12 protein-coding genes are annotated in these 12,828 nt (G+C 56.2%); 8 read left to right on the top strand and 4 right to left on the bottom strand.

Annotated elements, in window-relative coordinates; all coding sequences use genetic code 11:
* The first annotated feature begins 26 nt into the window (after positions 1-26).
* A complete protein-coding gene (locus tag J9777_RS05705) occupies positions 27-1,292 on the top strand; it encodes a cyclopropane-fatty-acyl-phospholipid synthase family protein (protein ID WP_209347786.1) in 1,266 nt (421 codons plus the stop codon).
* 37 nt (positions 1,293-1,329) lie between these two features.
* On the top strand, positions 1,330-2,544 hold the full coding sequence (locus tag J9777_RS05700) for a serine hydrolase (protein ID WP_209347785.1): 1,215 nt from the start codon (positions 1,330-1,332) through the stop codon (positions 2,542-2,544).
* A gap of 96 nt (positions 2,545-2,640) precedes the next feature.
* Here the strand turns inward: J9777_RS05700 and J9777_RS05695 are convergent, their stop codons facing one another.
* The 3 genes from J9777_RS05695 to purF form a co-directional block, all read right to left on the bottom strand.
* Positions 2,641-2,991 (bottom strand): PilZ domain-containing protein, encoded by a 351-nt coding sequence (locus J9777_RS05695; protein ID WP_209347784.1) that lies wholly within the window; start codon positions 2,989-2,991, stop codon positions 2,641-2,643.
* A gap of 109 nt (positions 2,992-3,100) precedes the next feature.
* On the bottom strand, positions 3,101-3,823 hold the full coding sequence (locus J9777_RS05690; RefSeq protein ID WP_209347783.1) for an SDR family NAD(P)-dependent oxidoreductase: 723 nt from the start codon (positions 3,821-3,823) through the stop codon (positions 3,101-3,103).
* Positions 3,823-5,289, bottom strand: coding sequence for an amidophosphoribosyltransferase (gene purF, locus J9777_RS05685; RefSeq protein WP_209347782.1), 1,467 nt, complete (start codon positions 5,287-5,289; stop codon positions 3,823-3,825). The genes J9777_RS05690 and purF overlap by 1 nt, the downstream gene beginning before the upstream one ends.
* Before the next feature lie 192 nt (positions 5,290-5,481).
* Between purF and J9777_RS05680 the strand changes: the two genes are divergently transcribed.
* The 6 genes from J9777_RS05680 (at position 5,482) to dnaE (ending at position 12,452) form a co-directional block, all read left to right on the top strand.
* On the top strand, positions 5,482-6,723 hold the full coding sequence (locus J9777_RS05680) for a lipoprotein-releasing ABC transporter permease subunit (protein ID WP_209347781.1): 1,242 nt from the start codon (positions 5,482-5,484) through the stop codon (positions 6,721-6,723).
* Positions 6,716-7,390, top strand: coding sequence for an ABC transporter ATP-binding protein (locus J9777_RS05675; protein ID WP_209347780.1), 675 nt, complete (start codon positions 6,716-6,718; stop codon positions 7,388-7,390). The genes J9777_RS05680 and J9777_RS05675 overlap by 8 nt, the downstream gene beginning before the upstream one ends.
* A 39-nt stretch (positions 7,391-7,429) precedes the next feature.
* On the top strand, positions 7,430-8,008 hold the full coding sequence (locus tag J9777_RS05670) for a DUF1579 family protein (protein WP_209347779.1): 579 nt from the start codon (positions 7,430-7,432) through the stop codon (positions 8,006-8,008).
* On the top strand, positions 8,005-8,484 hold the full coding sequence (locus tag J9777_RS05665) for a glutathione peroxidase (RefSeq protein WP_209347778.1): 480 nt from the start codon (positions 8,005-8,007) through the stop codon (positions 8,482-8,484). The genes J9777_RS05670 and J9777_RS05665 overlap by 4 nt, the downstream gene beginning before the upstream one ends.
* Before the next feature lie 50 nt (positions 8,485-8,534).
* The gene (locus tag J9777_RS05660; RefSeq protein WP_209347777.1) at positions 8,535-8,882 is read left to right on the top strand and encodes a hypothetical protein; all 348 of its coding nucleotides are present in this window, start codon (positions 8,535-8,537) and stop codon (positions 8,880-8,882) included.
* Positions 8,883-8,978: 96 nt separating this feature from the next.
* On the top strand, positions 8,979-12,452 hold the full coding sequence (gene dnaE, locus J9777_RS05655) for a DNA polymerase III subunit alpha (RefSeq protein ID WP_209347776.1): 3,474 nt from the start codon (positions 8,979-8,981) through the stop codon (positions 12,450-12,452).
* Here dnaE and J9777_RS05650 read toward each other — a convergent pair.
* The gene (locus J9777_RS05650; protein ID WP_209347775.1) at positions 12,429-12,794 is read right to left on the bottom strand and encodes a hypothetical protein; all 366 of its coding nucleotides are present in this window, start codon (positions 12,792-12,794) and stop codon (positions 12,429-12,431) included. The genes dnaE and J9777_RS05650 overlap by 24 nt on opposite strands.
* Between the last annotated feature and the right edge of the window lie 34 nt (positions 12,795-12,828).

Here is a 12,828-nt window from a genome sequence, read left to right as displayed (position 1 = left end):
AACGCCTGCGCGGCATAGAGCAGCGCATGAGTGCGGAGGGAGCAAGTGGAGACCTGAGAAGAGGGCAGGGACTTATTGACGGCGCATCGCGTTTCGAGCGCAAGTCTCATGGACTCTCGGGCTTTTTTGCCCGCCTAATCGCGCCCAGCTTCCACAAAATCCTCGACCAAATTGATCGCGGGTTGGAGCGCGGGGTGATGCAGGTGCATTTGCCCGACGGAACCACGCGCTTGCTTGGTGGCCGGAGCCCCGGGTTTGAAACGATTGTCGATTTGAAAGATTGGCGCGCGTTGATCCGGCTTGCAACGAACGGATCGATTGGCTGGTATCAGGCGTGGGAAGCAGGTGAATGGGACAGCCCCGATCCGGTGCAGGTTCTGGCGATCTTCCCCCACAATGCTCGTTCTCTTGGAGCGACAGGCCGCGCGAAGGGACCGTTTCGCTTGGCGGCAAAGGTTGCGCATTGGCTCAACCGGAACAGCAAGTCCGGTTCGGCGCGCAATATTCATGCGCATTATGATCTGGGCAATGACTTCTATACGCAATGGCTCGACCCGACGATGAGCTATTCGTCAGGGATTTTCGCAGAGGGCGACGATCTGAAAGCGGCGCAAAAGCACAAATGGGCGCGATTGTCCGAACGTGTGGGCAATCCCGTTACGCTGCTGGAGATCGGCTGCGGATGGGGCGCCCTGGCGGGGCACTTTGCGGGCGAGGGTGCACAGGTCACCGGTATTAGCCTGTCTGATGCGCAGTTGGCGTGGGCGCGCGAACATCACGATCAATCCATCGAATTCCGCAAGCAGGATTACCGCGATACCGAAGACCAGTATGATGCCATTGTCAGTGTCGAAATGGTTGAGGCGGTCGGGCGCGAATATTGGCCAAGCTATTTCGATTGTATCGCCCGCAACCTCAAACCCGGTGGCCGCGCGGCTCTCCAGTTTATCACTATCGATGATGATCTGTTCGATGCCTATGCGGCCAGCGCGGATTTCATTCAGGCGTATATTTTCCCGGGCGGTTTGCTGATCCGCAATAGCGAGTTTCAGAAACTGGCCGCCGAGCGCGGTCTGGAATGGCGCGATCAGGAATTCTTCGGACTCGATTATGCCAAGACACTGAAACTATGGCGTGAAAACTTCGACAATGCCGCCGAGGCAGGCAAATTGCCCGATGGTTTCGATGAACGCTTTATCCGGCTGTGGCGCTTCTATCTGATGTATTGCGAAGCGGGTTTTCGCGCGGGCAGCATTGACGTGAGCCAGGTGACACTGGTCAAAGGCACATAATCAACGCAACAATCCGCGTTCAGCGAGAGGCACGAAAATGAAGAAATGGATCATCGGAATATTGGTTGTGCTGCTTGCGGGCGGGACGATTGCCTATGCTAGCTTGGACAAGGATCAGCGTGCGTTGCTCGCCAATCTGCCGACTGATCGCAATGTGTTGTTCTGGTCTGACGAGCAGCGGGAGATCGCGTTCCGCACGCTTGATGCGATCCCGATATTGGCCGATGCACGCGTGATTGAATCGGGCGATACCATCCGCAAACTGCCGGATGGCGCGGCGCTTTCAATTCCAAGCGATGTCGATGCTTACATGGAGGAGCAACGAACCGCGGCGATTGTGATCCTGCTCGACGGCAAGCTGGTCTACGAACGCTATGGGCTCGATTTTGATGCTGACGGTAAATGGACCAGCTTCTCGGTCGCGAAAAGCTTCACATCGACTCTGGTCGGCGCTGCGGTGAAGGACGGTTATATCAAGAGCCTCGACGATAAGGTCACTGACTACATCGAAGGGCTCAAGGGCTCCGCTTATGATGATGTCTCGATCCAGCAATTGCTGACCATGACATCAGGTGTCCGCTGGAATGAGGATTACACCGATCCGCAATCGGATGTGGCGCTGTTCAACGAGCATCAGGCGGAAGACGGAGAGGACGTCACCGTCAGCTATATGAAAACGCTCCCTCGGGATGTGCCCGCCGGCGAGAAGTGGGTGTATAGCACCGGTGAGACGAACCTGATCGGCGTTTTGGTTAGCGAAGCGACCGGCAAGAGTCTCGCCGACTATCTCTCCGAGAAAGTATGGGCGCCATACGGGATGCAGCAGGACGCCACGTGGTTGCTTGGCTCGACCGGTCATGAAATCAGCGGGTGCTGCATTCAGGCGGCAACGCGCGATTATGCGCGCTTTGGCGAATTTATACGCGGCGGAGCGATGGTGGACGGCGAGAGCATTGTGCCCGCAGACTGGTTGGCGCAGGCCACAACCAAGCAAGCCGATATCGGCGCACCAGGCTATGGTTATGGCTTCCAATGGTGGACTTATGACGATGGCAGTTATGCCGCTCAGGGTATCTTCGGACAGGGCATCTTTATCGATCCCGCGCGAAATCTTGTGATTGCATCCAACAGCAACTGGCCCAACGCCTCGGGGCAGGGTGCAGAAGGCAAGCAGCGAATGGAGTTCTACGGATCGGTCCAGCAAGCGGTTGATGCGCTGGCACCAACCGAGGATGCCCAATCCGCCGAATAATCCACTCGATAGTACAAACACAAAAACGGGCCACTCTTGGGGAGCGACCCGTCTCTGGGCGTTCTAAGGATTCTGGTCTTTGGGGGACTTGGTTCCTTAGAGCGTGCTGCGATACACCGTGCTCGGACTATATCGCTGCAGAATATTGTCGTGAACAATCGGGCTCAAAAGCTCCGAGAATGCGCAACCGACGATGGAACTGTCCCACCAGACCACTTCGGCCTGAAGCGATTCCAAACCGGGCAACGTGATCCAGCAGAGCTGGCCTTCGCGCATGCGGCTAATAGCCGCACAGGAGAAACCCGAGATCGACAGGTCGTGGACGACTGTCTGGAAGGCACGGCCACCCGACGCGCGCAATTGCGCGGGGATGGTAAGCTTTGTGCGAGGCGAGCAGCGATCTTCTTGGGCTGCAAGCTCGTATGAATCGTGTGTTTGAGCCAGCATTTACGGGCATCCTGTAGGCTTGAAGACTAACCACACCTTTCCGGGGTATTTCCGGGCAGGCTTTGTACTTTCTGCACCAAGCTACTTTCTCAGGAATTACCGAGGATGGTTAAGAAGGTTTTACCACCCGCTCTCGGTGGGAGGTTGCAAAATCTTCAACCAACAAATGAATGATCCGGTCGGCGACAACGTCTGCTGTCTTAACAGTTTCGGGATCTTCGCCGGGATAGGCCTTCGCTCGCATTGCCGTGCGAGTCGCGCCGGGATCGACAATCGCGACCTTTACGCCGCCGATTTTCTCGACTTCCTGTGCATAGCTGTCGAGGATGGACTCAAACGCCGCTTTGGTAGCGCCGTAGGCGGCCCAATAAGCGCGAGCGTCGGACCCTACCGAACTGGTCAGACCAATCACCCGGCCCGCGCCGGCCCGCTTCAATAGCGGATCGAACGCTGCGAGCAGTGCTTGCGTTGCGAGCACATTAGTGGTGATTGCAGTACTGAATTGCTTCTGGTCGATCTGGGTGACAGGTGTGAGGCTTGGCAGGTAAGCTGCAGAGATCACGAGATAATCAAGCTTGTCCCAGCGCCCGGCAACTGCCGCCGCAAGACGCGAAATAGCATCGGGCTCGCCCAGATCAAGCGGCGCAATTGTCGAGTTGCCGCCGAAATCGTGAATCTCGTCTTCGACAGCTTCAAGCGCTTTGACGTCGCGGCCGGTCAGGATAACATGTGCGCCAGCTTTTGCCAGAGCCTTCGCCGTCTCCGCGCCAATCCCGCGACTTGATCCTGTGACCAGAGCCAGCTTGTCGGATAGCGGTTTATCGTCGGACATCAGGTGACCTTATCAAAGGAAAGTTGCGCGTCTTTGTCTTCGCGCTTGGATTGGTCGGTCAGCGGGGTCGGATACTCGCCGGTGAAGCATGCATCGCAATATTGCGGGCACGCGCTTTCGCGCCCTTGCAGGCCAACGGCACGGTAGAGACCGTCAATGGAGACAAACGCTAGGCTGTCCGCTCCGATATGCGCGCGCATCGGCTCGGTATCCATCTTCGCAGCGAGCAGTTTCTCGCGCTCGGGCGTGTCCACGCCATAGAAGCAGCTATGCGCGAAGGGCGGGCTGGCAACGCGGAAATGGACTTCGGTTGCACCGGCATCGCGCATCATCTGCACGATCTTGATGCTGGTTGTGCCGCGCACCAATGAGTCGTCAATCAGAACAATCCGCTTGCCTTCGACCAGCGCGCGGTTGGCATTGTGCTTCAACGAAACGCTGGAAGTGCGTGCTCCTTGCGTCGGCTGGATAAAGGTCCGCCCGACATAGTGCGACCGGATGATGCCCAGCTCGAACGGTACGCCTGCTTGCTGCGCGTAACCGATTGCCGCAGGAACGCCGCTATCGGGCACAGGCACAACCAGATCGACATCTGCTGGACTTTCAATGGCCAATTGCTCGCCGATTGATTTGCGCGATGAGTAGACCGATTGACCGACAAAGATACTGTCGGGACGGCTGAAATAGACATGCTCGAATATGCATGGGCGCGGTTTGATATTGCCGAACGGGTGGAGCGATCCCATCGACCCGTCAAAACCGATGCGGATAAGTTCACCTGGCTCGACTTCGCGAACGAACTCGGCACCAATTACGTCGAATGCAACGCTTTCGCTGGCAAAAACTGTGGTGTCGCCCAGTTTGCCCATAACCAATGGGCGGATGCCGAAGGGATCGCGGCAAGCCATCATACCATCCGGCGTCATTACAATCAGCGAATACGCGCCTTCGACCATCCGCAACGCATCAACCAAACGGTCGATAATCGTTGGGTAGCGGCTGGTTGCGACCAGATGGATGATTACTTCGGTATCGGATGTCGATTGGAAAATTGCACCCCGGCTGACCAGATCATCACGCAAAGTCCGCGCGTTGGAAATATTGCCATTATGCGCGACTGCGAAACCGCCGCTAGCGAGATCTGCATAGAGCGGCTGGACATTGCGCAGGCCCGATCCGCCAGTAGTAGAATAACGGACATGGCCTGCTGCCATATGGCCGGGTAGTTCGGCGAGCGCCTCTTCAGTCGAGAAATTCTCGGCAACATGGCCTGTGCCGCGCACCGAGTAAAAGCGGTCGCCATTGTAGCTGGTAATGCCGGCGGCTTCTTGTCCGCGATGCTGCAATGCGTGAAGGCCGAGCGCGGTGACGGCTGATGCTTTATCAGCGTTGATCGCGCCAAACACGCCGCACTCTTCGCGCAGCTTATCTCCGCCTGCGTCAAAAAACGGATGATTGTGCGTCATGGTAGAGCCTGTCCGATGCCTGCCAGATGATGCTTCTCGGCGAAGCAAATCGTGGGCGCTCAATGGCGCTGTTACAGGTCAATTACAAGAGGCCGCTGGGGATTATACGCGTAGTTTGGCAGATTTCATTGCAGCGACAGGAAAGCCTGCCTAAACGGTGCGGCAAGTCATAACGGAAAAAGCACCTTTATTGTGTTTCTGAACCCCTTCGAATGGACGATCACCAAGCGGTACATGCTGCCCGGTAAAGGGGAGGGCTTTATTGCGCTTGTCGCCGGGATCAGCGTTGGCGTGGTGATGCTGTCAGTTGCGCTGCTGATCGTCGTGATGAGCGTGATGAACGGATTTCGCGGCGAGCTTCTCGACAAATTCGTCAATCTGAATGGCCATGCGATTATCCAAAGCTTCAATGGGAGTTTGGACAATTGGGAAGAGATTCTCGAGGAAGTCCGCGCGACGCCCGATGTGGTGAGCGCGTCTCCTTTGATCGAGCAACCGCTGCTGGTGACGTTTAATGGCCGCGTGAAGCAGGTAAGTGTTCGTGGTAACACGCAGCAAGATATTGAAAAACTGGGCGAAAATCTGATTGCAGGTAATCTGTCGGAACTCGAGCCCGATGCAGGCCGGATAGCGATCGGCTCCCAGTTGGCGATCAATCTTGGCGCGCGGATCGGCGACAGGATTACGATCATTAATCCACTCGGGCGATCAACGCCGTTTGGCACCGTTCCCCGTCAGGTTGCTTATGATGTGGTGGCACTGATCGAGACGGGTGTTTATCAGTTCGATGAAACTTTCGTAGTGATGCCGATCCGCGATGCGCAAACACTGCTGCTGACCGGCGACACCATTGGATTGATCGAAGTGACAACATCGGATGCCGAGGATGTCGGGCGAATCCTCCAACCCTTGCAGCCCAAGCTTCAAGGCATTGCCCAGATCAATGATTGGCGGTCGATCAATTCCAGTATCTTCGAAGCCCTTGAGGTCGAACGGGTCGCGATGTTTTTTGCATTGTCGCTGATCGTGCTGGTCGCTGCTTTTAACATTCTGTCGTCACTGGTGATGCTGGTGCGCGCCAAAACGCGCGACATCGCGATCTTGAGAACCATGGGCGCGACACGGCGCAATATCCTCAAGATATTTGTGACCACTGGTACGACTATCGGGGCATTCGGCACGATTACCGGAGTGATCCTCGGCTTTATCATTCTCTACTTCCGTCAACCGATCTTGGGCTTCCTCAATTTCGCGACTGGACAGGATATTTGGGACCCTCAAGTGCGACTGCTTACTGAGCTGCCAGCGCGGACCGATCCAATTGAGATTGTTGGCATTTGCGTGTTGGCCATCGGCCTGAGCTTTCTCGCGACCCTTTATCCCGCAATGAAGGCGGCGAAGACGGATCCGGTGCAGGTGCTGCGTTATGAGTGATCCGGTCGTCAAACTATCGGGGTTGACTCGATCTTTCGAACAGGGCGGTGTGCGCATCGATGTGCTACGCGGCGTGAATCTGGAAATCCAGCCTGGCGAGATTGTCGCGCTGCTCGGCCCGTCCGGTTCGGGTAAATCGACAATGCTGCAGGCGGTAGGACTGCTCGAAGGTGGCTTTGGTGGCACTATCGAGATTGGCGGTATTGATGCGAGCGCATTGCCATCTGATGGGCGCACGGAACTGCGCCGGACGCATATGGGTTTTGTCTATCAATTCCATCACTTGCTGCCCGACTTTAACGCCGAAGAGAATGTGATACTGCCGCAATTGGTTCGTGGTGTTGATCGCGACGTAGCTTCCGAACGTTCGCGTGAATTGCTGACGTCGCTGGGTCTCAGCGGTAGGCTCGATCACCGTCCAAGCCAGCTTTCGGGCGGTGAGCAGCAGCGTGTCGCTGTCGCGCGCGCTTTGGCGAACAGTCCGCAATTGGTGCTGGCAGATGAGCCCACCGGAAATCTGGATGAGGCAACAGCCGACAAGGTACTCGACCAGTTTCTTGCACTGGTGCGTGGCGAGCGCAGCGCAGCGCTGGTTGCTACGCATAATGAGCGACTGGCGTCACAGATGGACCGTGTGGTACGGTTGCACGAGGGCACACTCGATTAGGCGGCCCGGTGCGGAAGTATCCGTAGAAAGGGTTTGCAAATGCTAGTTTCGTTCCTCGCTCTGATATTGGCTCAAGAGTCAGTCGCGCAAACTGAGGCTCCGCCGCCTGCTACGCCTCCTCCAGCACCTACCTGCGAAGGTGAAAACTACGACGCGTTCGACTTTTGGGTAGGCGAGTGGGATGTCTATGTCACTGGCGCCGATAGACGCCCTGATGGCTCCCCGCGTATTGTAGCACAGAGCAAAATCGAAAAACTCTACAATGGCTGCGCAATCCGTGAAAACTGGATGCCTGCACGGCCAAATCCCGGTGGCAGTCTCAGCGGGTATAATCCCGAAACAGACATGTGGGAGCAGACATGGATCGGCTCCTCTCCCGGACAAGTCTATTTTAAAGGGCAGGGTGTTCGCACCGGCATGGTGCTCACCGGTTTGTGGCCCAATGTGGGTGGACCGGGACGCGACGGGTTGATCCGCATGACCTACACCCCAAATGAGCTGGACGGTTCGGTGCGCCAGCGCGGCGAGGTCTCCTACGACGAAGGAGAAAGTTGGGGCCCGAGTTTCGATTTCACTTACAGACCCACGGCAGATGCCGGGCAGAAAGATACAGAATGACCACGATTGCCGATTTCAGCGTGAAAAAATCCGACGGATCGGATCTCGATCTGTCCGATAAGAAAGGCAAAGTCCTGCTGGTGGTCAATGTCGCCAGCAAATGCGGATTTACACCGCAATATGACGGTCTCGAGGAACTGTATCAAAAGTTCGGCGATCAAGGCTTTGAAGTTCTTGGCTTCCCTTGCAACCAATTCGGCGGTCAGGAACCCGGAACGGCAGAAGAGATCGACCAGTTCTGCAAAATCAATTTCGGACTGACATTCCCGCTAATGCAGAAGGTTGAAGTCAATGGCGGAGGCGCGAGCCCGCTATTCGATTGGATGAAGGCCGAAGCACCTGGCTTGATGGGTAGCAAGAAAATCAAATGGAACTTCACCAAGTTCCTGATCAACCGCGATGGCGAAGTTGTGAAACGCTACGCGCCGCAGGACACACCCGCGCGGATCGAGAAGGATATCGCGAAATTGCTGTAACCATTCTTGCTGCACGGGCGAATGACAGGCCAAGAAATTAGGAGGGCACAATGCTCGAATCGATCAACCAATGGTTCCTGTCGCTTGGCGCGGAATATGGCGTGAATCCGTATATTTTTGGCGGCATCTACGTCGCTGCCATCCCGTTCTTCCTGCTGTCGATCGGCTGGCTGGTGCGCAATGCCAAAGCAGGCAAGTCGACGCTGCTGCCGACGATGGCCGCCGGTTTCTTCTTTGTGTCGGCGTATCTCTATCTGGCATTGGTAGGGAATAACATCCCGGTCTGGGTGTGGATTTTCCTCGGTGTCCTGATTGTCTACGGCGCATGGTCGAGCATCCGCGATACGCGCAAGAAGATCGCCGCAGCGAAGGCTGAAGATCAAACGCCTTCCGGTTGACACGTTGTCATTCCGGCTTTCACGGCAATGACGAATAGGGGGGTAACTCCCACCTGTCTCCTTCACTTTCGCTCGCTTTGACCACATACTTATAGAATGGCTTTCGCTCCCTTCGTTCCTCTTCGCGTTCTGTCGTCTTACTCGATGCTTGAGGCGGCGATTGATCCGAAACAGATTGCCAAATTGGCGAAGGAACGCGGTTTTCCGGCGATCGCGATTTGTGATCGAAACGGTCTCTATGGCGCAGTCATGTTTGCCAAGGCGTGCTTGGATGAGGGCATTCAGCCAATAATCGGCACGCTGCTAGGTATCGCGCGCGATGCAGAAGGCAAGCAAGTCGACTATCTGCCGCTCTATGCGCAGGATGCGACGGGTTATGACAACCTCTGCCATCTCGTCAGCATGGCGCATCTTGACCGCCCGCTGGAATTTGAACCCCATGTTCGGCTGAGCAATCTTGAAGGTCATACTGATGGTTTGATTGCGCTGACAGGTGCAGACGAGGGCGCTTTGTCGCGATTGTTGGGCGAAGGTCAGCAAGATCATGGCGAAGCGCTGCTCGACCGGCTGCAGGGGCTGTTCCCTGACCGGCTTTATATCGAGCTGGCACGCAAATATGATGCGGTGCAGGATGCGGCCGAGAAGGCGTTGATCGATCTGGCCTATACCCGCGATCTTCCGCTGGTCGCGACCAATCCCGCATTCTTCGCCGAGCCGCATGTCTTCGCGGCGCACGATGCTATGTTGTGTATTGCCAACTCATCCCAAGTCGATGCGGATGATCGCCCCCGTTCCAACCGCGAGGCATATGTAAAATCATCCGCGATGATGGAGGAACTGTTTGATGATCTTCCGGAAGCAACCGCCAACACGCTGACCATTGCCCAGCGCTGTGCCTATGCGCCGCCCAATCGAGATCCGATTCTGCCCAGCCTTGCAGGTGATCTGGAAGGTGAAGCCAAAGCGCTTGCCGACGACGCGCGAAAAGGTCTCGAGGAGCGTCTCGCACCCTATGGTGAGATGTCGGAGGAGGAGCGCAAACCCTATTTCGATCGACTCGATTTCGAAGTCGATGTGATCGTCGGGATGGGTTTCCCCGGGTACTTCCTGATCGTTGCGGACTTCATCAAATGGGCCAAAGACAATGGCATTCCGGTGGGACCAGGGCGCGGTTCGGGCGCGGGCTCTGTCGTCGCTTGGGCGTTGACTATTACTGATCTTGATCCACTGAAATTGGGCCTGCTGTTCGAACGTTTCTTGAACCCCGAACGTGTATCAATGCCTGACTTCGACATCGATTTCTGCGAAACGCGACGCGGCGAAGTGATCCGCTATGTGCAGCAGAAATATGGCAGCGATCACGTCGCTCAGATCATCACATTTGGTAAGCTGAAAGCACGTGCTGTGCTGCGCGATACCGGCCGTATTTTGCAGATGAGCTATGGTCAGGTGGACCGGCTTTGCAAGATGGTGCCGAACCATCCGACTGACCCATGGACTCTACCGCGCGCCCTAAACGGTGCCGCGGATTTCAAGCGCGAATATGACAACGATAATGAGGTGAAGCGCCTCGTCGATCTGGCGATGCAACTGGAAGGCTTCCCGCGCAACTCCTCGACCCACGCTGCTGGCGTGGTGATTGGCGATCGGCCGCTGGCGAAACTTGTGCCGCTTTATCGCGATCCGCGTTCGGATATGCCGGTGACGCAGTTCGACATGAAGCATGTCGAGAGCAGCGGCTTGGTGAAGTTCGACTTCCTTGGCCTGAAAACGCTGTCGGTGTTGCGCAAGGCGACCGACCTGATGGAAAAGCGCGGGATCGAGATTGATCTGGGCACTCTCGCTTGGGATGATCCCAAGGTCTATGATCTGCTGAAATCAGGCAATACCGTTGGGGTGTTCCAACTTGAATCCGAAGGTATGCGGCGCACGCTGTCGGCAGTGAAGCCGACCAATTTCGGTGACATTATCGCCCTCGTTTCGCTCTATCGCCCAGGTCCGATGGACAACATTCCGCTGTTCGGAAAGCGTAAGAATGGCGAAGCGGAGATCGAATACCCGCATCCCAAGCTGGAAGGCATTTTGGCCGAGACATACGGGATTTTTGTCTACCAAGAACAAGTGATGCAGGCCGCGCAGATACTTGCGGGATACTCACTGGGCGATGCCGATTTGCTTCGGCGCGCAATGGGTAAAAAAGACCAGAAAGAAATGGATTCGCAGCGCGCGCGTTTCATCGAAGGCTGCAAAGAGCTTTCTGGGATCGAAAAGCCCAAGGCCAACGAACTGTTCGATTTGATCGACAAGTTTGCCGGTTACGGCTTCAACAAATCGCATGCGGCAGCCTATGCTTTACTCGCCTATCAAACGGCTTGGTTGAAGGCGCACTATCCCGAGGAGTTCTACGCTGCTTCGATGTGCTTCGATATGCATCAGTCCGAGAAGCTGGCGCTGTTTGTCGATGATGCGCGGCGGCATGGTATCGAAGTCGCGCCGCCCGATATCAATCGTTCTGAAGCCGAATATTCGGTCGAGCAAACCGATGATGGCTATGCCGTCCGCTATGCTCTCGCCGGCATCCGCAATGTCGGTGAGAAAGCGATGGAGTCGATCGCCGCAGAGAGGGAGGCGAATGGCTGGTTCGAAAGCCTGAATGATCTGTTCGAACGCTTGCCGCCCGGTTCAATGAACCGGCGTCAGTTGGAAGGGCTGATCTGTGCGGGAGCGTTGGACGAGCTTGAACCCAACCGAGGGAAGCTGTTTGGCAATGTCGAGCTGCTGCTTGCGGTAGCCGATGCGGCGACGCGCGAACGGGAAAGTGGTCAGGTGGCGTTGTTCGGCGGTGAAGATCAAGCCGAAGACACGCTGCGGTTGAAAGAGATCGATGACTGGTCGCGGCCCGAGCAGATGGCTAAGGAGCGCGAGAATTTCGGCTTCTATTTCTCTGCGCATCCGGTCCAGCAATATTGGGCAGTTGCTTCCGCAAATGGAGCGAGGACTTTTCAGAGTCTGATGGAGGCTGGTGCGCCTCCGGGTGGTCGCCAAGCCGCAGTTATGGCGGCAATGGTAGAGAGCGTGAACAAGGGCAAGACCCGCAAGGGCAAGGACTTTGTGCGCGCTGACTTCTCCGATTCCACCGGTCAGTTCAGTGCCGCGTGTTTCGAGGAATCACTGGTCGAAAACTTCCAGAACTGGGCATCGGAAAGCACTTGCATACTATTGAATGTCGAACTGGATTCTCCGAGCCCCGATGAACCACCGCGCGTGACTATCCGTGGAGGCAGGCCCTTGGAGGAGATCAAAGGCGGTTCGCGGATGATGCTGCGGATGGAACTGAGCGATGCTGCTGCGTTGCACGATCTGAAATTGGAACTTGCTCCCGGTGCTCCCGGCTATGGCGAAGTATTGGTGCAGCTAAAAACAGGCGGTGAGGTTGAACCGCTGATCAGGTTGGGCCGTGATTACGCTTTGGATGGCGAATTGGCCGAGAGGTTGGCACTCATAGAAGGCATCGACAAAGTCGCTCTTACGGCGCGGCGCGGTGCGTCAAACCTCCGCCTCGTCGCCTGATTCTTCGCCCTCGGGCACAATTGCTGCGCGTCTCTCAAACACGCTGCTAAATCTGGCCAGCACGAAAAGTAGCGTGGGGGCGAGCATCGTGTTCCAGATGTCGTGCCAATGACCGCCCAGAAGAACACGCTTTTCAATAGTGATGGTGTCGCGGATATCGATGATTTCGCCGATGACAACCACCGCCAGAACTAATGCCAATGGTTTCCATTCGGATGCGCGCCAGCGGAAGATAAGGCACGCGCCGAGGAACACAATCAACGCGACATAGACATGCAGCGCATCTTTCGCGAGGCCGCTGAATTCGACGATGAAGTTTTTGATGTCATTGAGCGGGCTCATGATGCTTTCTTAGACCGATTGCGCAATCGGGCAA

The organism is Pontixanthobacter sp. CEM42 (genome assembly GCF_017812015.1).
Lineage (GTDB): Bacteria > Pseudomonadota > Alphaproteobacteria > Sphingomonadales > Sphingomonadaceae > Pontixanthobacter.
The sequence above is the reverse complement of the archived record's forward strand: the minus strand, read 5'-3'. Positions and strand labels throughout refer to the sequence as shown.

What these genes read in the sequence shown, in the direction of transcription:
- J9777_RS05705 (WP_209347786.1), top strand. Translation starts at nt 27, where the DNA reads ATGAGTGCGGAGGGAGCAAGTGGAGACCTGAGAAGAGGGCAGGGACTT.
- J9777_RS05700 (WP_209347785.1), top strand. Translation starts at nt 1,330, where the DNA reads ATGAAGAAATGGATCATCGGAATATTGGTTGTGCTGCTTGCGGGCGGG.
- J9777_RS05695 (WP_209347784.1), bottom strand. Translation starts at nt 2,991, where the DNA reads ATGCTGGCTCAAACACACGATTCATACGAGCTTGCAGCCCAAGAAGAT.
- J9777_RS05690 (WP_209347783.1), bottom strand. Translation starts at nt 3,823, where the DNA reads ATGTCCGACGATAAACCGCTATCCGACAAGCTGGCTCTGGTCACAGGA.
- purF (WP_209347782.1), bottom strand. Translation starts at nt 5,289, where the DNA reads ATGACGCACAATCATCCGTTTTTTGACGCAGGCGGAGATAAGCTGCGC.
- J9777_RS05675 (WP_209347780.1), top strand. Translation starts at nt 6,716, where the DNA reads ATGAGTGATCCGGTCGTCAAACTATCGGGGTTGACTCGATCTTTCGAA.
- J9777_RS05670 (WP_209347779.1), top strand. Translation starts at nt 7,430, where the DNA reads ATGCTAGTTTCGTTCCTCGCTCTGATATTGGCTCAAGAGTCAGTCGCG.
- J9777_RS05665 (WP_209347778.1), top strand. Translation starts at nt 8,005, where the DNA reads ATGACCACGATTGCCGATTTCAGCGTGAAAAAATCCGACGGATCGGAT.
- J9777_RS05660 (WP_209347777.1), top strand. Translation starts at nt 8,535, where the DNA reads ATGCTCGAATCGATCAACCAATGGTTCCTGTCGCTTGGCGCGGAATAT.
- dnaE (WP_209347776.1), top strand. Translation starts at nt 8,979, where the DNA reads ATGGCTTTCGCTCCCTTCGTTCCTCTTCGCGTTCTGTCGTCTTACTCG.
- J9777_RS05650 (WP_209347775.1), bottom strand. Translation starts at nt 12,794, where the DNA reads ATGAGCCCGCTCAATGACATCAAAAACTTCATCGTCGAATTCAGCGGC.